The following is a 23,897-nucleotide window of genomic DNA, read 5'->3' on the forward strand; positions in this document are numbered from 1 at the left end:
TAAAATGAGAGTGACTCATCTGATTGCGGTGCTAGTATCTATTGCTGCTATATCTGAGGCTATTGCTGGACCTGCAGAAAGGCCAAATATTCTGTTAATTCTTGCAGACGATCTCGGATATGCCGATACCGGATTTACTGGCGCCAAGGATATTGAGACACCTAATCTGGATATGTTAGCCAGCGGAGGAATCACGTTTACTAACGGATATGTTACTCATCCCTATTGCGGCCCTTCGCGGGCCGGATTGATGACCGGGCGCTATCAGGCCAGGTTCGGGATGGAAAACAATAGTACTTATTCACCATTTGATAACTATATGGGACTGCCGGTCTCGGAAAAAACCTTTGCCAAGCGGCTGCAAGAAGTTGGATACCGTACTGGTATTGTCGGTAAGTGGCATTTGGGAGCCGCGCCGCCATTTCATCCGAACAACCGGGGTTTCGATCATTTCTATGGCTTCCTTTCAGGGGGGCACTCTTATTTTCCTGATAGCGTATCTAATCGGGTGCCTTTGGAATTGGAGGATGGCCGGGCAGATTATATGGCTAATGAAGGTGGCTACTTGCCACTTGTTCGAAATGCGGGAGCTGGTGAGTTCAATGAATATCTGACTCGTGCTCTGAGCCGGGATGCAGCGCAATTCGTGCGTGAGGGAAGTGAGCCATTTTTTCTATTTCTCTCCTATAATGCGCCCCATGCGCCTCTTGAAGCCCCAGAAGAGACCATTAAGAAATACAATCATATACAAGACCCTGAGAGACGTGTTTATGCGGCGATGATTGATGAGATGGATTCAGGAGTGGGCATGGTTATCGAATCTTTGAAAAAATCGGGAAGATTTGATAATACCTTGATATTTTTCCTGTCTGATAACGGTGGAGTATATCCAGAATATTGGATGCCAAATAGCGATTGGGCCGATAACCGCCCGTTTCGGCGTGGAAAAGTCAGTTTGACTGAAGGGGGGATTCACGTTCCATTTGTTGCTCACTGGCGTGATAAATTGTCTCCCGGAAAATTTGATGGCTTGGTTTCCTCATTAGATATTGCTGCCACAGCGGTTGCGTTGGGTGGTGCAGAAGTTCCTGAGGGAAAATTGGATGGGGTGGATCTCATGCCGTATCTAACTGGCGAGAAAAATGGATCACCACATCAAGCTCTCTTTTGGCACCTGGAAGAGGGTGATGGGAATACCTGGGCTGTGCGCACGGAAGATGCAAAGTATATGTATCAAAATCTCCCAGGTGTAGGTCGCAGTTTCTTTGATATGCGCAGTGATCCTTATGAAGAGAATAACCTGGTGGATCAGTTTCCGGAGCGTCAGTCCCAATTGGCGGAACTTTGGAACCGATGGAATTCGGAAAATAAGCAAAATATTTTATTGCAGGCGAATGATTATCAGAAGCGGCGTCAGGATTTCTATAAGGCGCTATATCAAGAGCGTGTTCGACATTCTAATGAACGTAAACCTATTGTAGTGAACTGATTTTAGTTGGCTTGAAGCGCCTCTGGTCTATTTGCTGTCTGCCCTAATAGATCGGGGGCGTTCAATCTGTCGGAATACACCTCAAAAGCGTTTGCGTAACGTTTATCTGCGGGATACATCCCTGTATCCGCTGGTTTCCAAATTACATTATATTCCTTAGTTTCTTTTTAAGAATGCGAAATAACTCTGAATCCATGGAGCAAATCTTCATAAAGGTCTTAGTGTACTGCCTCTGGTGTTTTCGGTGTACGGTATTCATCCATTCGTTGCATCGCTTTTCCTTCATACTCCCGCTTTAACTGCCATCTTGGCCGTTCCAGATTGAGCTCCCACTGGAATAGCTTTTTGTAGAGAGCGGCTAACTTATCGGGATGCTTCAGTGCCAAGTTATTGCTTTCTCCTACGTCCACCGAAAGGTTGTAAAGCTCCGCAGGACGATCTGGAAAACGTAATAGTTTCCAGTCGCCATCCCGTATGGCACCACGGTTTTCTTTCTTCCAGTAGAGTGTCTCGTGCGGCTTGGTTTTGGCGATTCCCTGAATAAATGGCAGCAGATTGACGCCGTCAATATCCTCCGGAAGGCTCTCCTTACCACCAGCGGCATAATAAAATGTTGGAAGTAGATCCAGGGTAATGATCGGGTGATTGTAGGATATGTTTTTCGGTAGTTTTTTCGGCCAACTCATCAGAAATGGGACGCGAATGCCTCCTTCCAGATGCGTTGCTTTAGTTCCGCTGAGCGGGTAGTTGTTGGAGGCATTGTGGTCAGTTGGACCTCCATTATCGTTAGTGAATACAAGCAGTGTGTTTTCAGTTAGCTGTAATTCATCCAGAGTGGATAGTAATTTTCCCACTCCGCGGTCGAGAGCTCTGGTCATGGCCGCGACTTTTTGCCTATTTCCACTGAGGGTGGGGAAGGCCTGGATATCTTCCGGCAGGGCGTCCATAGGTGCATGCACTGCGTTAAAGGATAAATACAGAAAGAAAGGATTTGATCGGTTGCGTTTAACGAATGCGACCGCTTCATCTGCTAGAGCATCGGTCAGATAGCGGCTTGTTTCTGCGTAACTGCCGAAATTTCGTTCGAGAAAGTTCTCTGTTAGATGATGATTGGGGTTGTTTTCAGAGAATGGAAAATATGAACGTGCGCCGCCGCGAAAACCATAGAATTCATCAAATCCGCGGTTTAATGGGTGAAACCGGTCCGCATTACCCAGGTGCCATTTGCCTAGGATGGCAGTTCTATAGCCCAGGGGCTTCAGATAGTCGGCGATGGTTTTTTCATCGACAGGGAGGCCCATGTCGTCTCCGGTTGTACCACTTTTACTCATGTAGCCGGGAACATTATTTTCTTCAAAACCGAATTTCTGCTGGTATTTCCCGGTGATCAAGCCAGCTCTAGAGGGGCCGCATACAGCGGCACTTACGTATGCCTGCTGGAAGCGCACACCGGTTTCGGCAATACGGTCGATATTGGGTGTTTGGAATACTTGGCTACCTTGAAAGCTGAAATCGGCATATCCCGCATCGTCAGCCAAGATTAAAATGATGTTTGGTTTTTTAGGTGACTCTACGGCTGCGCTGACTGCGGAAATGAGTCCAAGCAGTAACAAAATGATTCTTATAAACATGGCTTTAGCCCAGTGAGGAACACGGGCTTGCTTTATATCATATTGTATATTGTTAACAAAGCTTGATGATGGCGAGCCAAGGAGCTCTGATTAACCCATGTGATTGCTGCGGCGGGCGCTCAAGCAATTGGTCGCGAAGTCTCTTTATGGCCAGGAAGTGCATTAATCATGGGCTCTCTAGCCTGTATTAAATCATTATCCGCAAACAGGGAATCATTGCGCACTGGTATTTTGCGTTTTCTTTATATGGATTTGGAATGACCAGCTGCGAGAGGACTGTGGTGGTACTGTTGGGGCGGTTCCACGTTCGATCAGTGTTTTGAGGCTGTCGGCGTTACCGATAGCTGGCTCCAATACCAGGTTGAAATGAGGTCTTCCACCATCGCCCGCCCAGCTGCGATAGTTCAACCAAAGGGCGATATGGGGGATCTGTGTGATCGGTAGCTCAAACAGAAGTTGTTCATTAGTGTAGGGGTTGTGTAGCCCGGCCATCTTAAGGGCTCCCCCATTGCCGCAGTCGCTGAGGTCTGTGGCAGAAAGCAGCTTGGCTGCGAACGGCTTTTCTGCTTCAGGATCTGGTATTAAGGAAAGGTCGTAGGCATTGGCAGTCTTTGGCCAAGTGACCACTTCATCCGTTGTTACAGGTGCATTTGGCGTGGCAAATGAGCAGTGTAGCCTGTGGTGTTTCGGCAATATGAGGCGCATACCTGGACGCAGTTGGAGTGCGGGGTGTAGGCACCAGCTGAAGGGAAAAGATAGGTCGCCGGGATTGTTCAGTTGGTATTCCAGCGAAACAGTACTTTGAGCGGGACTCAGTTTTAACGTTCTCTGAAATTCGCAGGACAGGGTGGAGCAGGATTGTTTTAGGGTGATAAAAGCCGCACCATTGCTATCCACGCCCACCGACGTTTCCCGCCAGGGGCGCCCGTAGAGTTCCCCGTGATCCGGTAAGTGGAGGCCCGCAAGTGGGCCGGCATGGGATGGCAGGGTGCAGGCATCCACGCTGGGGAAGCACTCGTCAATTCCACCGGTATCGTGTTGTTCGGTGTAACTGTGTTGGATCGCGGCCTCTTTGTAGCTGATCCTCCCATTGTGCCAAAGCCACTCTGTCTGTTTTTCAACGCCCGAACATAAACTGACAATTTTCCCTCCCAGTTGGGGTACCACGATCAGGGATAAGCTGCGGTTCTGCATCTTATAGGCGGACAGGCCGCGGATATGGCAGGGTGTGATCGTTGCGGTGTCGGGTGTGGCCATGTCTGAAGTTCGAAGAAAAATTTATGGAATTATAAAATAATAAGCGAGTCGTTGATGCTTTTTTCTTGACTACAAAGCGTCTTCTCGCCCAGCTAATAAGCCCTGGTGGTGGAATGGACATTGCCTCTTGCCCCGAGATCAACGGCCAGTCTCACGTAATGAATAACTGGGTTCACAGTTTTTTTCATCACAGAATTTACTGGTATGAAAGAGGGAAACTGAGGCATTGGGTTGGTGCCCGGCAGGTGCCGGACACCCAAGGGAGCTTCTATGGTTACGGGGTTACGGTAAGTGAATAAGTCGCTGTTTTTCCTTTATTTTTTGTCTTCACGGTAATCTCTGCCGATCCTGCGCGTTTTGCGCTGACAACGCCGTCGGCATTCACGATAGCTACGGATGGATTGCTGCTGCTAAACACGACGCGCTTGTTACTGGCGCATGCCGGTGTGACTGTGGGTGTGATCCTTATGCTTTGCCCCACAGAAAGCTCGCCGCTGTCCGGTGTGACATGCACACCGCTGACGGGCACCCAGCCCCCTGTGCAGCTTTCCCCATCGCCGCTGGAGGATACCACTGATAGTTTGGTCGAGGCTTTGTGTCCACCATCTTCTGTTGTAACCGTGATTTTTACATTGCCGACAGATTTGCCCTGCACCTGTCCCTGCTGGTCAACAGTGGCAACCTGCATGTTATTCGAGTGCCAGCTGACATCGGGGTTGTCCGCATTTGCCGGGAAAACCGTGGCTTCCAGGCGGGTTGTTTCACCAACTTGCAGCTCAGTGGTATCGGCTGAGACCGATACCCCGGTGACTGCCACGGGCCCGGGGCTTTGGCGGTCAACCACCTTGATGGGCTGAAGTTCCCCCATTTGAAAAATGTCGCTGCCGTTGGAAGAGCGGAATACCGGTGCAAGGGCGTAGTAATGCCCCTGGGGCAATTGGTCAGCGGGGGTAACGCCACTGAGATCCAGGCGAAGTGTCGTTTGTCCACCGTACCGCTTTTCTTCACTGGTTACCGATGCATCGTTGGCGCTGGCAACAATTCTTACGAAGCCATCTGTATTTTTTTCCACAAGATTGACGGTGATGCCGTTGTATTTATCGCCAACTACATGGTGATTACTGCCGCCGTGGTAGTTGACCACGACTTCGAGTTTGCCACCGGTTTCATAGTCAGTGGTCAGGTATTTGTTTTTGTTATCGACCCAGATAGAGGGCAATACTTCCCAGGTCTTCACGTATTCCACCTGCATGGTGGCGTCTTCTGGGAAGCCCTCCGCAGTTACTGTGTCCGGATTGGGGTCTGCGCGATTGCACGCATCGTTGTATTTGATGAGTTGGCGGCGAAGGCCCATCGAAAAGATGACGTGCATGGGACGGTGCCAGAACAGATTGGGTTTTTCTCCAATGAGTTCGCCGTCTACATACCAGCGAATGACATCCTTGCGGTTTTCTACCGCGTAGGTGTGGAAGTCCTTCGACGGATCAAAAGGTGCCTCGAATTTGAGCAGCTGGGCTTCCGGGTAGGGCTTCGGGCGCCGCCAGTAGGTTTTGCCGTCCTCGCCGACAATACGGGCGTGTAGGTTGTGATCCATAACATTGACAGGGTCCGCATCGTCTGGGCCGGGGCCATACCAGTCGGCCTGCTGCAGCTCGACCACATCAATTTCGCTGTAATCCACGCTGCCGGGAACATTGCGATCGGGATAGGGGTGGCCGTCGCTGTATAACCAGAAAGCGGGGCTCAGGCCGGGAAAGATTTTTACGCCTTTGATTCGCGCTTCGTAATAGCCGTAAACACCGTCGGCCGCCGACTTTACTGCCCCAGATTTATAGTAGAGCTCGCGTTGTACCGTCGCGCCGCCCTGGCAGCTGTCGCGAAATGGCCGGGTATGGGTTTCCTGGGTTGCGATGATATTGAGTTTTCCATCCCGCACATAGGCGTTGTTTTCGTCGAATGTCCAGGCGCCGATCACTAAGTCACTTGGGGCATTGATCCATTTTGCGGTGTTAAGGCTATTGCCTTCGAAGTCATCGGTACGGTTACCGAGCTCCTTCCAGCGCATTTCACCTTCAACGGCACCCAGTGGCCGTATGTCTTGGGCTTGTACGGCGGTGCAGCTGGCGAGCAGCAGGACCGCCAGTGTATGCGTCGTTTTCATGTCGGACTCTCTTCGCTAGAAAAATTTATTGTTTTATCTCGCTACGCTGAGATGATCGCTCAACGAGTGAGCGTACAAATCCAAACATCATACGAATGCATTTGCAATATGTCATCTGTTTGTCGGAGTGAAAACGAGAGCTTTATTGCAGAATTGAGGTGACGGGGTTGATATGCGAAATAAACCTACGTTTACCCCAGTGACAAAGGCGCTTTATGTGGAGATGTGGATTCAAAAAAGAAAAGGCGTGAATTTTCGCGCAAGGGACGCCAGCGCGCGGTAACAACGCCGCTGCGCCCATCGCTGGGCGCCCCGGAAGCAACCTTAGTGCTGTCGCGAATGTGTTTGTGGCCTATGTTTGGGGGGCTTGCGCCAAAAATTGCCGCAGCCGTAACAAAAGTGGGTGGTTTGGGTTGACCGACAGCGACTGTTTTATCAGTGTCCGGGCTTTCCGCCATTGTTTATTTTGCACATAAAAGCTCGCCAGTCCTTGAGTAAACTCGGGGTTACCCGGCGATAATTCCAGTGCCTGCAAATAGGCTTTCTCCGCATCCGCGCGCCCTTGTTGATGCCGCAGCACCGCGAGGTTATACCAAGCGCGCGGATTGGCACCAAGACGGGCCGCTGCTTCAAGTTCTGTTTCCGCTGCTGTCAATTGCCCCAACTCCGCCAACAGAAGCCCAAGTGCGTAGTGCGGGGCTGCGGCATCCGGCTCCTGGCTGATGACTTTCCGATAGAGCGATTCCGCCGCTGTGATGTCACCCTGGCGGTAGCGCAACTGGGCGAGGGACATTCGGGCGGCATTTTGGTGGTCGTCGATTTCCAGCGCGCGGACAAAGTGCCGGGCAGCATCTTCTTCGCGTCCGGATTTCAGGGCGTCGGTACCCTGTTGAATATGCGATGCGGCAAAATCGCTGTTTACCGTTAGTTGCGTTTGGTATTCCTCTGCCGCTTTGGCGAGTAAATTGTGTGTATCTCGGTTCAGGGTATGCCAGGCCGGGCTGTTGGGCTTAAGTTCCACTAAACTGCGCGCCGCGGCGATGCGCACTGCGGTCACCGGGTCGTCAAGAAGTTGCAATAGATCCGGCAACTTTTGCTCCAGGGGCAGGTCGTACATGGCACGTGCGATGGTTGCCCGGATCAGCGCGTTGCTGTCGTCCAGGCCGTGCAGCAGCGCTTGGCGCACTGCCGGATCTGTTGGCATCAACTGGGCTAGATATTGTACCGTCGCCGCGCGGGCAATATGGGGTTGAGCTGGGTCTTGCAGCAGGGTAATCAAGGCTTGTCGGGTACCCAATGGGTCCACCGCTGCCCGGGTGAGGGTGTCCGAGTAGTGTGGCGCCCGGGTGTCTCCAAACCAGAGGCGCACCTGTTCCGCCGCCCATTCGGGAGAGCGGTCCCCGTGACAGTTGTTGCAGGCGTTGGGGGTTCCGAACTTGGCACTCAGATCGGGCCTGGGAACTCTCAGGCTGTGGTCCCGTCGGAAGTCATTGGTCATGTATACCTTGCCCGGCATATGGCAATCCACGCATTGATCCCCTGTACCCCTGTCATAGGCTGTGTTCTCGCGGCTCGCTCCGTCCGGGCTGTGATGATGGTGCGCCGGCGTCGCGTATTGGGCGGCGTGGCACCCGAGGCAGAGCGCGTTGCCTTCGCGTTTGACTTTTGCGCTGTGCGGATCGTGACAGTGGGTACAGGTGACGCCCAATTGATACATGCGGCTCTGTGTAAAGGACCCGTATACAAATACCTCTTGGTCTATCTGCCCGTCACTGTGGTAAAGCCCCTGAGATAGTGGATCGGGTAGGTAGTGATTCAGCATGGAATGCCCACCGTGTTCAAACGCTGGGGTCAGCTGTTCCCGGCGCGCGTGGCAGCGGCCGCATTTCTCCACGGTTTTTTGCGACGTTTCCCCGCGAATCATGTCCAGTAGTGCCCGGTTGATGGTGGTCCCGGCCTGCGCTTGTTTCACATGTGCCGCGCCGGGGCCGTGGCAGGCTTCACACCCCACGTCCAGCGCCTGCCAGCTTGTCTCGTAGCGGTCGTCCGCGGGGACGTAGTTTTTTTTCAGGCCGGTGCTGTGACAGTCGGCACACATACTGTTCCAGTTCATGCCGCCGCCGGTCCAATGTATCCATTCCCCGGTTTTGGGCTTCAGGTCCTCCTGCAGGTGAAACCAGAGGGAGCGCTCCGTATCCCACGCCAAAGGAAGTGCCTGCAAACGCCCTTTTTCTGTTGCCACAAGGTACTGTTGGAGTGGTTCGGTGCCAAACGTATAGAGCACCTGATAGGACTTGGCCACGCCTTCCTCCCCCTGGGTTTCAACCCAGAAAGTGTCGCCTTTTGAATAGAAGCGATGCTCAAAACCGAGTGCGCTGAGGCGGGCACCCGAGAAATCTCCCTTGACGGAAACCTTGGTGGCCCGCTGCATCGATTCATCATGATGTGACCCCAACCAAAGCATCGTTTCCCGTTGATGGCAGTCTGAGCAGACTGCGGAACCTATGTACTGGCTTTGGGCGGCTGATCGGGGGTGTTTTTCATTCGCGGGGAGTCCGGTTTGCCGGGCGGGCTGGGGAAAAAGCGCTAAATATCCCGCGAAAGTGAGCAACATCAGCGCAACTGCCAGCATTACAGGCAGGAGGGGCTTTTTGTACATATTCGCTTTTCTTATGTCTTGTCGGCCATACAGGCGGGCCGTGTCACTAGCCCTCTCATCATACTGGAATGTAATCTATTGACAAACATCATATGTTTACATGTATATTATGAATCCATGATGTCTTGCTCCGTACGCAGCCCCTGTAAGGGGCAGGATGTCTAACCATTCGCTCGTTCTTTGTGCGCGAGCGAGCTATTGGGCGATCAGCTTTGCCGAGGCCGGTAGTGCTGGCTGGGGAGCTCTGATGAATTCGCACCTGAAGGTAAGGATATATTTCAGGTTAATGGGACTTTAAAGTGATGGGGTGGGCACTGCGCAACAGCTAGTTACAGAAAGGTGACCGGCGGCGATACAGGGAAGCACTTATGCCTTATGGTGTTCGCTCCACTGCCCCAGGCTCCGAAACGTATTACGGGGCGCATGCGAATTGTTCACAGGTTCCCTCGGGAAGGTGAGCGCCCGCCAAAATAATTCAATATAAAAAGATGAGAGGGAAGGCGTGAAAAATAAAAGTCAAAGCCCCATGCGCAGTGCGGTGTTGCTCGGATGTTGCTCGGTAGCCACACTATTCAATGTTGCCATTGCGGAAGAGATTGCAGCCAAGACGAAAACCAGGCCGTCTGACGCCCTGGAGGAAGTGGTGGTAACCGCGCAGAAGCGCGAGCAATCCGTGCAGGATGTACCGGTTTCCATGCAGGTGCTGTCGGGCGACGTGGTTGAAGAATTGGGTGTGGATACTGGATTCGATATTGTTAAGTATCTTCCAGGCTTCGGTATTGATGACAGCAACGAAATTCGTACTACTACACTGAAAACCCGCGGTATAGGCACTTTCACCAATTCCATTGGGCTGCAGTCATCCAACCTGGTGGTTGTGGATGGCGAGGTGCTGCCGCGCCAGTCCATGATGAACCTTGCTATCGCCGATGTGGAGCGGGTTGAGGCATTGCGTGGCCCCCAGGGAACGCTGTTTGGCCAGAATACCTCTACAGGTGTTATCCACTATGTGACAAAACGTCCGGATTTCGACAGTTTTTACGGTAGTGTCAAGGCGGAAGTGACCGATTTTAACGGCCGCTCGGTAAGTGGCGCGATCAATATGCCAATCAATGATCACTGGGCGACCCGTGTCAATATTCAGCACAAAGAACAGGATGGCTGGATTCGCAACGAGTATCCCGGCGGCGAAGATGTGGGGATGGAAGAAAGCAAGGGTCTGCGCGGACAGCTGGCTTATGATGACGGCAGTAATCTCAATGTACTGGTGCGTCTGGACTACTCCGAGCGGGATACCAATTGCTGCTCCATGGTAAAAGCCGAGGCCGATCCGTATTACGGGCCCAAACCTGTGGTGCGTATTGAGGGCGGTGTTGTCACTGCCTCCGCTTATAACGAAATAGATTCCGAACCAGGGTTTAATGATTATGGGGAACCGGCAACGGCGCGTAACCCGATTTCCAACTATGGCACTATCGAAAATTCCGGCCTCTCAACCGAAGTGAATTATGACTTCGACAACGGCATATCACTGACTTATCTGGCCAGTTACCGGGACTTCGAATTGAATAACAGCTCCGGTTTCTTCACCTTCAAGTTTCCTGTACACCGTGAGCATTTTGGCGGTAACGAGTCGGTTGAAGTTATTCAACAGGAGCTGCGGATCAGTGACTTTGATAACGACACCTTAAATTGGGTTTTAGGAGCTTTCTTCCACGATACCTCCGGTCAGCGCAGTGAAATTACCGACGGTTGCGTCGGTGGTGGCGGCGCTAGTTCCAGAGGCGTCATCGAGGACGGTGTCATGATCGGTTGTGTCAGCAATGCGTCCGCCTTGGCCTTTATCGATCATTACGAATCGACTGGTATGCAGGACAGGTCTTTGCTCCAGGCCGACCGCAACCTATCCTCGGGTGACTTTACCGCAGACTTCACGAATACCGCGATCTTCGGACAGCTGGAATATCAGATTACCGACAACTTAGATGCTACACTCGGATTCCGTGCTCTGCACGAGAAAAGTTCCGCTTCCTTTGATGCTCTCTGGCTACGTCCGCCGGTCGATGGCACAGGTATGGAAACCTATGCTGAAGTGTTGGCGATGTCCAAAACAGATCCGTCTCTGGTGCGCAATGATCTCCCGGGATCAAAATTCTCTGATTCCAATTCAGACTTTATTTACAAGGCGGTGCTGGGATACGACTTCAGTGAGAATATCCGGGCATATGTGAATTACTCCACCGGTTACAAGGGCCCGTCTTACTTTGTGACCAGTAATACCAATCCGGATGAGGCGGAGTATTTTCCGACCCGCCCTGAACAGTCGACTAATATTGAGTTCGGATTGCGCACACGGTTGCTCGACGACAGGTTGCACTTCAATCTGACGTACTTTGACATGACCGTGGAAGACTACCAGGTGCGCGCGTCGCGTTTGATTGATGAAGCGTCAAATACCATTTTTTCCGGATATGTAAACGCGGACGAGGTTCGCTCTACCGGCATTGAAGCCGACATGGTGTACAAGCTCAGCTCTGATTTGAAGTTGATTGCAAGCTATGCCAATTATGAAGCAACCTACGAGGATTTTGCCGATACTCCGGTGGACTGCCCCGGGGGTAGCCTCGCGGACCGGTGCAGTTCACTCGGAGGAAAAATTGTCTTCGATCAGACTGGATTGCCATTCCCGAACAATGCGGAAGAGCAGGCATTGGTCACAATCAATTACAATCGCGAGATTGGCGAAACCGGCTGGGATACCAATGTCAATATGGTATGGCGCTATGAGGGTGATTTTTCTCCATCTGCCAACATGATTGCGCAGGGTATTGAGCCGAACGCAGATTACGATGTCCTGGACCTCTATATTGGTATCGGCAACGACAAACTGCGCGGAAATCTGTTTGTTAAAAACCTGCTGGATGAGAGCTACACTACCTTCAAGTACCTCGACCAGTATGGCAATCAGGCATTGTTCTACCCGAGAGACTATGAGCGCTACTATGGTGCCAGTGTGACTTATATGTTCTGATGCCATTTTAGGATCGATGTTGTAATTAGCCCCTGATGCCTTTCTGGTTGTTTGTCCGGATGCTCAGGGGCTTTTTTCTGCGGAATTTATGGCCGTTTGATATTCGGGTTATAGGTGCCTGAAATCCGGCTGGGAAATAACCGGTATAACGGGAAAATACCTGTATGGTTAGTGCAATGAAAAAATTACTACTCATTTTATTGTCATTCATTTTTGTTCAATTAGCTTGTGCCGATGGCAAGGATAAAAACCGATTGCCCAACATCGTTCTAATACTAGCCGATGATGCGGGTTATAACGATTTTGGTTTCCAGGGTAGCGAGGTGATGCAGACCCCCAATTTGGACAAGCTGGCGTCTGAGGGGATCCGTTTTACCCAGGGTTATGTATCGGACGCCACTTGTGGTCCTTCGCGAGCCGGTCTGATGACTGGAAAATACCAGCAGAGGTTCGGTTACGAAGAGATTAATGTACCGGGGTTCATGAGTGAAAATTCAGCGCTCAAGGGGGCGGAGATGGGTCTTCCTCTGGAACAGAAAACCATGGCGGAATACCTGAAAGATCGTGGATACAGAACCGCTATGATCGGAAAGTGGCACCTGGGAGACGCGGACCGCTACCACCCGTTAAAGCGGGGGTTTGATGAGTTTTATGGATTTCGCGGCGGCGACCGCAGTTATTTTAAATATGATGAGGCGAATCCGCTGGGCAATGTCGAGGCTGCCTTTGATAAAAAGTTAGAACGTGGATTTGGCCATTATGAAGAGCATGAAGGTTACCTGACCGATGTGCTGGCCGATGAAGCGGTAGATTTCATCGGCAAAAACCGCGATAAGCCTTTTTTCGTCTACCTGGCCTTTAACGCAGTACATACGCCAATGGAGGCGCTGGAGGAAGATATGCGTCGCTTCCCACAGCTTTCCGGTAAGCGCCGTGAGCTGGCGGCGATGACCTTGGCCATGGACCGGGGAATCGGGCGCGTTATGGACCAGCTGGAACAATTGCGATTGACGGAAAATACGATCGTCGTTTTCTCCAATGACAATGGCGGCCCGTCGGATAAAAACGGGTCCAGCAACTATCCTCTGGCTGGAACCAAATCCAATCACTTGGAGGGCGGACTGCGGGTTCCCTTCCTGATGCGCTGGCCGGAGAAGTTGGCTGGCGGCGTTGATTACGATTTTCCCGTATCCACCTTGGATCTGTTGCCGACCTTTTACGAAGCCGCGGGTGGAGAAAAGTATGCGTCGGTTCTAGATGGTGTCAATCTGATTCCCTATCTGACAGGGGAAAAGCGCGGACGTCCACACCAGACATTGTTCTGGAAAAAGGAGACCCGGGCTGTAATTCGTGACGGCGACTGGAAGCTGATCCGTTATCCAGACCGCCCGGCGGAACTCTATAACCTGGCAGAGGACATCGGCGAGCAGAATGACCTTGCGGCGGTGCATCCGCAGAGAGTGCGGAGCATGTTCAAGAAGCTCTTTGCCTGGGAGCTGACCCTGCAGCGCCCGCTTTGGCTGCTAAAGCGCAAGTATGAAAAATACGATATCGACCGCATGGATCAATACCGTGTACCAAAAAAGCCGGATGCCTGAGCCTGAGGATAATGCTTTGAAAATTGAATCCATAGAAAGCTTATTTGGCGCAGTGGGCAGCAGAAACCAGCTGCTGGTCAAGGTGGTTACCGAGAGCGGTCTGGTGGGCTGGGGCGAGTCTGGACTCTCCGGCCGCGAGCACGCGGTCATCGGTGCGGTGAAACACTTCGCGGCGTTTCTGCGCGGGAAGGACCCGCGGCAAATCGGCCGTCTGTGGCAGGAGATCTATCGCAGTCAGTACTTTGAGGGAGGTAGAGTGCTGACTGCGGCTATGTCCGCCATCGATATTGCCCTGTACGATATTGTCGGCAAGGCTCTGCAGGTTCCCGTCTATCAACTGCTTGGTGGAAAACAGCGGGAACGCATCCCCTGTTTTGCCTGCTGCTATACCGAAGCCGACCCCGATCACCTGGATGCGCTGGCCGAAGAAGTCAAAGCTCTGATCGACCTGGGGTGGACCTGTATCCGTGTTATTCCCGCCGGCTTTAATAATCCAGAATTTTTCCAGCCCGCTGAATCCATCGCCCGAACCGCCCAGTGTCTCGGTATGTTGCGGGAAATAATCGGCCCCGACATCACCCTCGGAATAGACTATCACCACCGTCTCAGTGTCGCCGAGGCGGCATCGTTTTGTCAGCGTTTGGCTCCGGGAACCCTGGACTTCCTGGAAGAGCCGATCCGCAATGAGTCGCCGGATGCCTATGCTGCTTTGCGCAGCATGACAGACGTGCCCTTTGCGATCGGCGAAGAATTCAGCTCCAAATGGGCTGCGGTGCCCTTTGTACAACGTGGCCTCACCCAATACCTGAGGGTGGATGTGTGCAATATTGGTGGCTTCACCGAGGCAATGAAAGCCGCCGCTTTGGCGGAGATGTATTATGTGGACGTAATGCCGCATAATCCGCTGGGTCCGGTTTGTACCGCCGCTTCAAACCACTTTGCGGCAGCGGTAGCCAACTTCAGCCTGATGGAGACCCACCAGGGGCCTTTCTGTACTTTCGGCTTTCACGACCGGGCTCTGTTTCCTGTTCAGCACACATTGGATAAAACCGCATTTGTACTGCCGGATTTGCCCGGGCTCGGTGTGGAAGTCAATGAAGCGGCATTTCGCGCATCGCCACCAGTTGCCGCAGAAGCGCCACATCTGCGGAAATCCGATGGTTCTGTCACCAATTGGTGATTCACATACCGCAGAGTGATTGATGAAAAATATAAACCAACGACTTCCTATTTGTCGCAGACAGTTGTTGCTGAGTTTGCTGGCCTGTGGCCTGGGCTTATCTCGGCAAGGTATCGCCGCATCAAAGGAGAATCCAATCGTGACCAATCAAGTGTCCGGTGAGGCCGCGGCTATTCGGCCTGAAATATTTGATGAGCGGGAGTGCAGCCTGGGTGAGGGTCCATTGTGGCATCCACAAAGGGAGACTCTGTACTGGGTGGATATCCTTAGTCGACGGCTGCTGGGCAAAGGGCCTGACGGGGCTCAGGCATGGGAATTGGGGGAAATGCCTACCGCCATTGGTTGGGTAGATCGAGAGCGTCTTTTGGTCGCCTGCGAGAGTGGACTCAATCTGTTTGACTTGGAATCCGGGCAGAAACAGCTTTTGTGTACACTGGAACCGGATATTCCTTCCAACCGCAGCAACGACGGCCGCGCCGACCCCTGGGGCGGATTCTGGATAGGAACCATGAGTAAAAACGGGGAGGCCGGTTGCGGGAATCTCTATCGTTGGTACCGGGGAACTTTGCGTAAACTGGTTGAGGGGCTCTCTGTACCCAATGGGCTCTGTTTCGATCGCAGGCGCAACTTGGGCTATTACGCGGACTCAGCGGAAAACCTTATTTATCGCCTGGCTCTGGATCCCGATACGGGATGGCCTTCGGGGGCACCGGAAATATTTCTGGATTTTCGCGAACAGGGAATGATTCCCGACGGCGCAGTGCTGGACGTGGATGGAGGCCTGTGGACATCCCTGTGGGACGGGGCGCGTACGGTTTGTTATGGACCTGACGGTAAAGAGCGCGGCGCATTGTTCGCGGCCACACCCCGCACGACGTGTCCGGCGTTTGGTGGGCCGGACTATACAGACCTGTATGTTACTACGGCGGCCGTCGGGGTAGAGAATGCGGCGGATACCCCGACGCCCGCGGGTGTTACCTTGGTTTTTAAAAATGCAGTGAAAGGGCGCCCTGAGCCTGCGGTTGTGCTGGAGGGGGCCTGAGAAGCCTGGTTCCGCACAAGATTTTTTCCGCGCGCAGGAAATTATGGCGGCGGAGGGTGCCCGCCGGCTTTCTGCCGCGGGCCGCTACGCCGGACCCGCATTACACAATCGCGCGGATTGGTGCTCCACACCCCTGTGCAGTGCCTTTTCTTAAAAAAACAGCCCCAGGTGGCCGAGGTCGAATTGCCTGAGATGTAGACTTGGGTATTGCTGATCTAAACATCATATGTTTAAATATATCGCATAATTAATAACGGTTTTTCACCGGGTGTAAAATGAATAACAACACAGCCGATGTCGGCACCATGGGTGTGGCCGGCGTCTCCCAGGTGGCGGGTAATGCCGGCAGCAGCGTCACCCGATTCGCATTGATCGCCGCATTTGGCAGTTTTGTATTTGGCCTCGATGCTGCAAATATTTCTGGTGCCGTGCGGTTTGTCAGCTCACAATTTGAGCTCTCGGCCATGCAGGTGGGCACTTTGGTGGGATGTGCCATTGTCGGGGTGATTCTCGCCTTGTTTTTTACCGGCGGCTTTTGTGAACGGTTCGGGCGCAAAAAAATCCTGCTGGCCATTGCCGCAACCTACTCACTCTCCACATTAATTTCCGCTTTCGCCACCGGCTATACCATGCTGGTGATCGGTCGCTTTATCGGCGGTGTAGCCTTTGCCTCAATCACCGTCTCCGCCATGTATATCGGCGAAGTGGCTCCGCCGGATAAGCGCGGTAAGTTTGTCGCGATCAATCAGTTGCTGATCACCATCGGCAGCTTGTTGGCGTTTATCGTTAATTTTTTTCTGGTTAAGGCTCTGGCGGAAAGCAGTTGGCTGAATAACGATAATGTCTGGCGCTTTATGCTGGGATTCGAACTACTGCCAAACATTATCTGGTTTTCCCTGCTGCTGACGATTCCAGAATCTCCCCGCTGGTTGGTGACCCAAGGGCGCATTGAAGAGGCTCGCGATGTGTTTTCCAGAGTGGGTCCGGCCTCCCACGCCGACCGTCTGGTTGCAAGCGTACGCGAAAGTATCGATAGGGATAGCCGAAATACCACAGTTGCACAGCTGAAATGTCTCTTCGGTAAACCGATGCGTCTGGTACTGGCATTGGCTGTATGCTACGCCGTGGTACAAGGCGCCACGGGCATGAATGCGGTTCTTTTTTACGCGCCGACGGTTTTCGAGCAGGTCGGCATGAGCGTGGAAGACAGTTTTATGCAGACGGTTGTGCTGGGTGCGGTTGCGGTAATTTTTACCCTGGTGGCCATTACCTGCGTGGAAAAGCTGGGTCGCCGTTTCCTGACACTGGTGGGGCTGGCGTTGATCGCCGTTGCCCATGTTTCCACCTGGTACGGTTTTGACTCGGCCCACTATACGCTGAGTGCGTCTGCACTGGAAACCCTACAGGCGCAACAGGTGGACACTGCACCGCTGCAGTCTTTTGTAGGCAAGGTGTATGAAGATGACGTGGCGTTGAAGCAGGATCTTGCAGCGGTTTACTCCAAGAAAGATCTCCCGCTTGTTAGCGGGGCGATTATTAACGCGACAATCGATATCAATGGGATTTTTGTCCTGTTTGGTATCTTCGCCTTCCTCGCCGCATTCAATATGTCCATCGGACCGGTCATGTGGGTGATTTTTTCGGAGGTTTTCTCCAGCCGGGTGCGCAGCGTAGCGATGCCATTTGCCGCCTTGGTACAGAGTATTTCCAGTTATTTGATTCAGCAGTTCTTTCCCTGGCAGCTGGAGAACCTGGGGGCAGCCAATACCTTCCTGAACTATGGTGCCCTCGCGTTCGGGGGTTTAATAATCATGCTGTTTCTGCTGCCGGAGACAAAAAACAAATCGATTGAGCAGATCGAAAAAGACCTAGTGTATTCTCGGGTTTCTGGCGCTTCCCAGGGAAGTTCTGATGAGATTGCTCCCTGCGATAGAGCGGATCCTGGGTCAGAGGGGAAGAGCGAATAATGAGATGGGCAGTTCGATATCATTGGATATAGGGATTTGTTTGTACGTTTTCGCTATGTCCATCGTATTGCCTGAGTGCTCCGCAACCAATAACAACAGTTACGCGCCCAAAGCAGAAGTTCCCCAGTTGAGTTTGTGAGGTGGCAGATGTCAGCGCGACTGAAAAATCAGATCGCAATTATTACCGGTGCGGCAGACGGCATTGGCCGCGCCATCGCCGAGCGGTACCTGGCCGAAGGGGCAAAAGTTTGTATCGCAGATATTAATGCGGACTTGGGTCAGGAAGCGGCCGACCGCCTGAACAGGGAAGGGCCGGGAGCGACATTCGTGCATACGGATGTCGCGGATCCGGAGGCTGTACAGGCTATGGTAGCCGAGACCTGCAGGCGCTTGGGGAATCCCTCAATTCTGGTGAACAACGCAGCGCTGATTGAGGTGGGGAAAGATGCGTTGTCTGTATCGGATGATGCCTGGAGGCGCAATTTTGCGGTAAATCTGGATGGTTATTGGCATTGTTGCCGCACAGTTTTGCCCCTGATGAAAGAAGCGGGTGGCGGGAGCATTATCAATATCGGTTCTGTACATGCCTTCCAAATCGTTCCGCAGTATTTTCCTTATGCAGTAACCAAGCATGCGATCATCGGATTGACCCGCAATCTTGCGGTGGAGTACGGCCCTTTCAATATTCGAGTGAACGCTCTCTGCCCGGGCATGGTGGAAACCCCAAATGCCTTCAAAGCCTGGGAGGCAACGGGTGACCCGGATGCCGCGCGGGCCGCCATCGCGACAATACATCCGCTCAGGCGCAATGCCAGTATGGAGGAAATTGCCTATCCGGCGGTGTTTTTGGCCAGTCATGAATCCAGCTTTATGACCGGACAGAGTCTGATTGTAGACGGCGGCCGCTCGGTGGTTTACCACGATTAATCACTTATCTCTTTACTTTGTACCTCGCGTGTAAAGTTTTTGCGCTGATCTCTCTTGCGGATCAGCTTTTTTCTTTTTTTCTTTTCTTTAGCTCGGACTCATTCGGTGTATCAGGGCTGCGGGTTGTTACACGGAGAATAGGATTCATTGCCGTGTGCCTGTATTGAGGTGTAGGCAAAACATCTTGTTTGTATAAACATCATATGTTTAAATTGTCGGCAACGGCAATAGCGGTTCTTGTCGCCTGACAGATGCCAGATTGCCGCGAGACGAACACCGGGTATAGCACGATTTTGCCGCTGTACACGCTGGTGAGGGGCCTATAGGGGGATTTATGACGCTTTCCAAGTGTATGTATATCGGTGGCGAATTATGTGAAGGTAATGCCACCATGGATGTGGTGAATCCCGCTACCGAACAGGTGGTAGGGCGGGTTGCCGAGGCGGGTGTTGCGGATGCCTGTTTAGCTCTGGAAGCGGCGGAGCGCGCTTTTCCGCTTTGGTCCGGAACCAGTATTGCAGAGCGAGTGGAGTGGATGCAGCGCTTGCGCCAGGCGGTGCTGGACACGGAAGAGCATTTACGGGAATGCGTTCATCTCGAAATGGGCAAGCCGTGGGCGTCCACCGAGGAAGATTTCCGCATGCTAGCCCACAGTCTCGCCTATTACGCAGAAGAAATATCTCGTATACATGCGGAATCCCTTGTGGACAGAGATGGTACCCATGTACACCTGTTGTCCCGGCAACCCGTTGGTGTAGCGGCCGCGTTTTTGGCCTGGAATTTTCCTCTGTTGAATCTCGCCTACAAGCTCGGTCCGGCGATGGCCGCAGGCTGCCCGATAGTTATCAAGCCTTCATCGAAAACCCCTTTGTCCGCCTACGCCGTAGGCGAGCTCTGCGCGCATATCGGTCTTCCTGCGGGTGTGGTGAATATCATCTCCGGTGTGGACCACGAAATTGGCGATGCAATTTCTTCATCCACTATTCCGGCGCTGATCACATTGATTGGCTCCACGCAGACCGGAATGCATGTGATGCGCAATGGCGCCACCTCGATCAAACGTTATTCCATGGAACTGGGTGGCAATGCCCCGGTGTTGATTTTCCCGGATGCCGATCTGGATCTGGCTGCGGATGTTGTGTGCGGGGTCAAGTTTGCCAATGCGGGACAAATCTGCGTTACCCCTAACCGGGTCTTTGTGCACAGCGAAGTCGTGGACAGCTTTCGGGAAAAAGTTTTGGCGCGCACGCACGCGGTTAAAGTGGGCTATGACCGCCATGGCGATATCGATATGGGGCCAGTGATCGACGGTGCCGCCTGGGAGCGGATCCACGGGCTGGTGCGGGATGCCGTCGCAAATGGGGCGCGGCTGTTGACCGGTGGCGGCCGGCCCGAGGGTGTGGAGCGCGGAAGTTTTTACGCGCCGACAGTGATCGACGGAGTCAGTGAAAAGATGCGTATTTACCGGGAGGAGGTTTTTGGACCTGTGATCAGTCTTTTGACCTTCGATGACGACGAAGCCGTCATTGCCGCCGCCAACGACACTGAAGCCGGTCTCTCCTCATTTATTTTTACTCAAGACCGGAAAAAAGCGGACTGGTGTGCGGAAAAACTGCGCTTTGGCGAAGTGCAGATAAACGGTATCAAGTACGCAATTGACCTGCCGCACTGCGGCGTCAAACAGTCCGGGATTGGTGTGGACTGTTCACCGTTGGCACTGGACGACTATTTGGCAATAAAACGTGTAACCCGGGCCATAGAACACTGATTGAAGGAAGCGCCATGGAAATCACAAAGATCGTCAGCCACGTTCTGCAGTATGACCTTGAGGAGGAGTTGGGGTACTCACAGCAATATTATCTAAAGCGCACCACGCACCTGGTGGAAGTGCAGACTGACGAAGGCATCACTGGATGGGGAGAATGTTTTGGTGGCGGGGATGTCGCTTTCGCCAATAAGGTTATTGTGGAAAAAGTGATTCAGCCCATGGTATTGGGGATGAATCCCATGGATCGGGAATTGATCTGGCACAAAGTGTACAACCTCCTGCGCGATCACGGCCAGAAAGGGATGCCCATTCAGTCGTTGTCCGGTGTGGATATTGCACTTTGGGATATCGCCGGAAAAGCGCTGGGTTTGCCGGTGTATCAATTGCTTGGTGGCGCTTTTCGGGAACGGATACCGGCCTATGGCTACGGTATGATGTTGCAACGGGTGCCGGATTTGAAGCAGCGGTTCGAAATGGAAGCCGCGGCCATTCGCGAGATGGGCTTCAGAGCCATGAAAATGAAAGTTGGTTTAGGCCAGAAAAAGGATATCGAACTAGTGGAAGCCGTGCGCAGCGCTATTGGTTCGGATGTGGGACTTATGGTCGACGCAAATCACGCCTATACCACACGGGAAGCCATACCTATGGGGCGTGCGTTTGAACAGTTGGGCGTCGACTGGTTCGAAGAGCCGGTGGCTCCAGAAGATTATCAAGGGTATCGAACGCTTTGCGAGGCACTGGATATTAATATATCCGGGGGCGAATGCGAGTTCACCCGTTGGGGGCACCGAGAGCTGATTCGTAATCGCTGTGTTGACATTCTTCAACCTGAAGTCTGCGCGCTGGGTGGAATTACCGAATATCAAAAGGTGCTGGCTCTGGCGAGTGCGCATTTTATTCCTGTGGTTAATCACGTATGGGGTTCGGCGGTAGCCGTAGGGACAAATCTGCACCTTCTGGCCGCGCTGCCCGATATTCCCGGTGCCGCGCATCCGGTTCAGCCGATGCTGGAGTATGACACTACTCCAAACCGCTTCCGCGAAGAATTACTGACAGAGCCGCTGAATATTCTTGAACAGGTCCGGTCCAGTGGCGGAACTGTGGGTCTGCCCCAGGGGCCTGGATTGGGAATTGAGCCGGACCGGGCGTTTATCAAGCATTTTGAAGTAACAGCCTGAAAAACCGGGTGTCTCGGGAAATTTGTATAGCGCTGTGGTTCATGTGCGGGAAGGGTAGACGATAAAATATTTTTTACGGGTGTGAATGTGCCTCTTTCGTTTCAATTTCCACATTCAGCGGTAATGCCCTCTCTACCTGCTACATGTGTTTTTCTTTGACGGTGCTTGGTTATTCACGGTTTTATTCCATACGGGGCGCGACCCCCTTATAGATTTCTCAATGCCAAATACAGATACAGACATTCCAGCGATTATTGCGGTCGATTGGGGCAGCTCAAACTTTCGCGCCTTTCTACTGGATCGGGAGGGGCGGGTGCTTGCCGAGCGTTTGCAGCCCCAGGGTATGCTGACACTAGCACCGTCTGAATTTGAAACCTTTTTGCTGGGGCAGATCACTGCCTGGCTGCAGGAGAGACCTATGCCGGTATTGATGGCCGGTATGGTAGGAAGCGCACAGGGGTGGAGGGATGCGGGGTATGTGGATTGCCCTTTGCCCTTGTCTGAGCTGGGGAGAAAGTTGTGTAAGGTCGACAATAGCGTCGGACTGCCAATGGCTATAGTGCCGGGAATCAGAGGTGTCTCTTTTAACGGCTTGCCCGATGTGATGCGCGGTGAAGAAGTTCAGCTCCTCGGCGCCGTGCGTATGTCGTTGAAAGATGAAGAGACGGACCCCGCCTGCACGGAATTTCCCATCTATTGCCTGCCGGGTACCCACTCGAAATGGGTGCGTCTTTCAAAGCTTGAAGGGGGGCGTGACAAATCAGAAACCGGTATCAGTGATTTCACCACTTTTATGACGGGTGAACTTTTCAGCCTTTTGGTTGAAAAAAGTATCATCGGGCGTGCTATCCCCCAGGAGTCTCCAGTGTCACCTACCGACACTTTTAGCCGTCATGTGTTTGAGCGTGGCGTTGATACCGCAAGCGCGTACCCGGATTTATTGCATACATTGTTCAGTGCGCGCAGCGCTGTGATTTCCGCTGTTACGAACAGCAGCCTGACACTCGCACCGGAGGAAGTGCGCAGTTACCTATCCGGTTTGTTAATCGGCACTGAGATTCATACCGTGGTAAACAGTATCGGAATGCCTGCCCGCGTCACCCTTGTGGGGGGCGGTAATTTAACCGAGCTTTACCGTTTTGCCCTGGAGCGACGCGGCATTCATTGTCGATGTTTGGATGGTAGCGATACAGTGCGCAATGGTTTGTTTGCTATTGCGACACAGGCGGGAATGATTGATACCTGCACTAAAGGAGTGCAACCGTGAGTGTGAAAACATTAGCCTCTGAATTTGCCACCTATATTGCGGACTTGCCAATGGTCGCGATTTTGCGGGGAGTGACGCCGGATGAAGTCATCGGCATTGGTGAAGCCGTGCGGAGTGCCGGCTTTCAGGTGATCGAAGTTCCGCTTAACTCCCCAGATCCCTACTCGAGTATTCGGATGCTGGCGCAGACTGTTGGTAAGGAAGTGTTGGTAGGTGCGGGTACCGTACTAACAGTGGAGGAAGTGCGGGCCGTTGCCGATGTGGGCGGGAGGGTGATTATCTCTCCGAATACCAATGTGGCGGTAATACGGGAAACCAAGCGTCTGGGTCTGGTGTCGGTACCGGGATTCTGCACTCCTACGGAAGCCTTGGCTGCCGCCGACGCCGGCGCAGACGCTTTGAAGATTTTTCCGGCCAGTAGTTTGGGGCCTGAAGGCTTTAAAGTGATTGCCGCAGTAATGCCGGATCTGCCGGTGCTTGCGGTGGGTGGCATAGCACCAGCGGCAATGCCAGAGTACCTGGATGCGGGGATCTCCGGTTTTGGGTTGGGCTCGGGTTTGTACCGGGCGGGAATGGATTGCGCTCAAGTGTGCGAGAACGCTGAACGCTATGTGGGGATATACCGGGAGTATGTGCGGAGCGTAAAATAGGGCACCTCTGATTACGTCGCTTTTTGGTGCTTTAGATACATTGATGCCAGACGGGAAGGTTGTCCGACTGGCTGAGTACGGCGGGGACAATC

General features: G+C 52.8%; 15 protein-coding genes. 11 read left to right on the plus strand and 4 right to left on the minus strand.

Annotated features, from left to right (window positions below; translation table 11 throughout):
* Positions 1–4: 4 nt before the first annotated feature.
* The gene (locus tag BM155_RS11735) at positions 5–1,489 is read left to right on the plus strand and encodes a sulfatase family protein (RefSeq protein ID WP_074903268.1); all 1,485 of its coding nucleotides are present in this window, start codon (positions 5–7) and stop codon (positions 1,487–1,489) included.
* A 218-nt stretch (positions 1,490–1,707) separates the two neighbouring features.
* Here BM155_RS11735 and BM155_RS11740 read toward each other — a convergent pair whose 3' ends face one another.
* The 4 genes from BM155_RS11740 to BM155_RS11755 all read right to left on the minus strand — a co-directional run bounded on the left by BM155_RS11740 (position 1,708) and on the right by BM155_RS11755 (position 8,993).
* The gene (locus BM155_RS11740) at positions 1,708–3,120 is read right to left on the minus strand and encodes a sulfatase (protein WP_074903270.1); all 1,413 of its coding nucleotides are present in this window, start codon (positions 3,118–3,120) and stop codon (positions 1,708–1,710) included.
* Positions 3,121–3,333: 213 nt separating this feature from the next.
* The gene (locus BM155_RS11745) at positions 3,334–4,377 is read right to left on the minus strand and encodes an aldose epimerase family protein (protein ID WP_139223243.1); all 1,044 of its coding nucleotides are present in this window, start codon (positions 4,375–4,377) and stop codon (positions 3,334–3,336) included.
* A 274-nt stretch (positions 4,378–4,651) separates the two neighbouring features.
* Positions 4,652–6,538, minus strand: coding sequence for an Ig-like domain-containing protein (locus tag BM155_RS11750; protein ID WP_074903274.1), 1,887 nt, complete (start codon positions 6,536–6,538; stop codon positions 4,652–4,654).
* A gap of 352 nt (positions 6,539–6,890) precedes the next feature.
* Entirely contained in the window at positions 6,891–8,993 is a 2,103-nt protein-coding gene (locus BM155_RS11755) for a tetratricopeptide repeat protein (RefSeq protein WP_217641519.1), read from the minus strand.
* A gap of 706 nt (positions 8,994–9,699) precedes the next feature.
* On the opposite strand from BM155_RS11755, the gene BM155_RS11760 reads away from it, so the two are divergent.
* The 10 genes from BM155_RS11760 (at position 9,700) to BM155_RS11805 (ending at position 23,805) form a co-directional block, all read left to right on the plus strand.
* The gene (locus BM155_RS11760; RefSeq protein WP_139223244.1) at positions 9,700–12,228 is read left to right on the plus strand and encodes a TonB-dependent receptor; all 2,529 of its coding nucleotides are present in this window, start codon (positions 9,700–9,702) and stop codon (positions 12,226–12,228) included.
* A 254-nt stretch (positions 12,229–12,482) separates the two neighbouring features.
* Positions 12,483–13,826, plus strand: coding sequence for a sulfatase (locus BM155_RS11765; RefSeq protein WP_254773180.1), 1,344 nt, complete (start codon positions 12,483–12,485; stop codon positions 13,824–13,826).
* 16 nt (positions 13,827–13,842) lie between these two features.
* Complete coding sequence (locus BM155_RS11770) at positions 13,843–15,006, plus strand: mandelate racemase/muconate lactonizing enzyme family protein (RefSeq protein WP_254773181.1); 1,164 nt, start codon at positions 13,843–13,845, stop codon at positions 15,004–15,006.
* A 139-nt stretch (positions 15,007–15,145) separates the two neighbouring features.
* Positions 15,146–16,048, plus strand: a complete 903-nt coding sequence (locus BM155_RS11775; RefSeq protein ID WP_217641521.1) for an SMP-30/gluconolactonase/LRE family protein — start codon at positions 15,146–15,148, stop codon at positions 16,046–16,048.
* A 275-nt stretch (positions 16,049–16,323) separates the two neighbouring features.
* Positions 16,324–18,015 (plus strand): MFS transporter, encoded by a 1,692-nt coding sequence (locus BM155_RS11780; RefSeq protein ID WP_254773182.1) that lies wholly within the window; start codon positions 16,324–16,326, stop codon positions 18,013–18,015.
* Positions 18,016–18,162: 147 nt separating this feature from the next.
* The gene (locus BM155_RS11785; RefSeq protein ID WP_074903285.1) at positions 18,163–18,942 is read left to right on the plus strand and encodes an SDR family oxidoreductase; all 780 of its coding nucleotides are present in this window, start codon (positions 18,163–18,165) and stop codon (positions 18,940–18,942) included.
* Between the two features lie 334 nt (positions 18,943–19,276).
* On the plus strand, positions 19,277–20,710 hold the full coding sequence (locus BM155_RS11790; RefSeq protein WP_067154070.1) for an NAD-dependent succinate-semialdehyde dehydrogenase: 1,434 nt from the start codon (positions 19,277–19,279) through the stop codon (positions 20,708–20,710).
* Positions 20,711–20,724: 14 nt separating this feature from the next.
* Positions 20,725–21,888, plus strand: coding sequence for a mandelate racemase/muconate lactonizing enzyme family protein (locus tag BM155_RS11795; RefSeq protein ID WP_067154067.1), 1,164 nt, complete (start codon positions 20,725–20,727; stop codon positions 21,886–21,888).
* A gap of 145 nt (positions 21,889–22,033) precedes the next feature.
* Positions 22,034–23,155: a 2-dehydro-3-deoxygalactonokinase gene (locus BM155_RS11800; RefSeq protein ID WP_139223245.1), complete on the plus strand. Its 1,122-nt coding sequence runs from the start codon at positions 22,034–22,036 to the stop codon at positions 23,153–23,155.
* On the plus strand, positions 23,152–23,805 hold the full coding sequence (locus tag BM155_RS11805; RefSeq protein WP_217641524.1) for a 2-dehydro-3-deoxy-6-phosphogalactonate aldolase: 654 nt from the start codon (positions 23,152–23,154) through the stop codon (positions 23,803–23,805). The genes BM155_RS11800 and BM155_RS11805 overlap by 4 nt, the downstream gene beginning before the upstream one ends.
* The last annotated feature ends 92 nt before the right edge of the window (positions 23,806–23,897 follow it).

Source organism: Microbulbifer thermotolerans, assembly GCF_900112305.1.
GTDB lineage: Bacteria > Pseudomonadota > Gammaproteobacteria > Pseudomonadales > Cellvibrionaceae > Microbulbifer > Microbulbifer thermotolerans.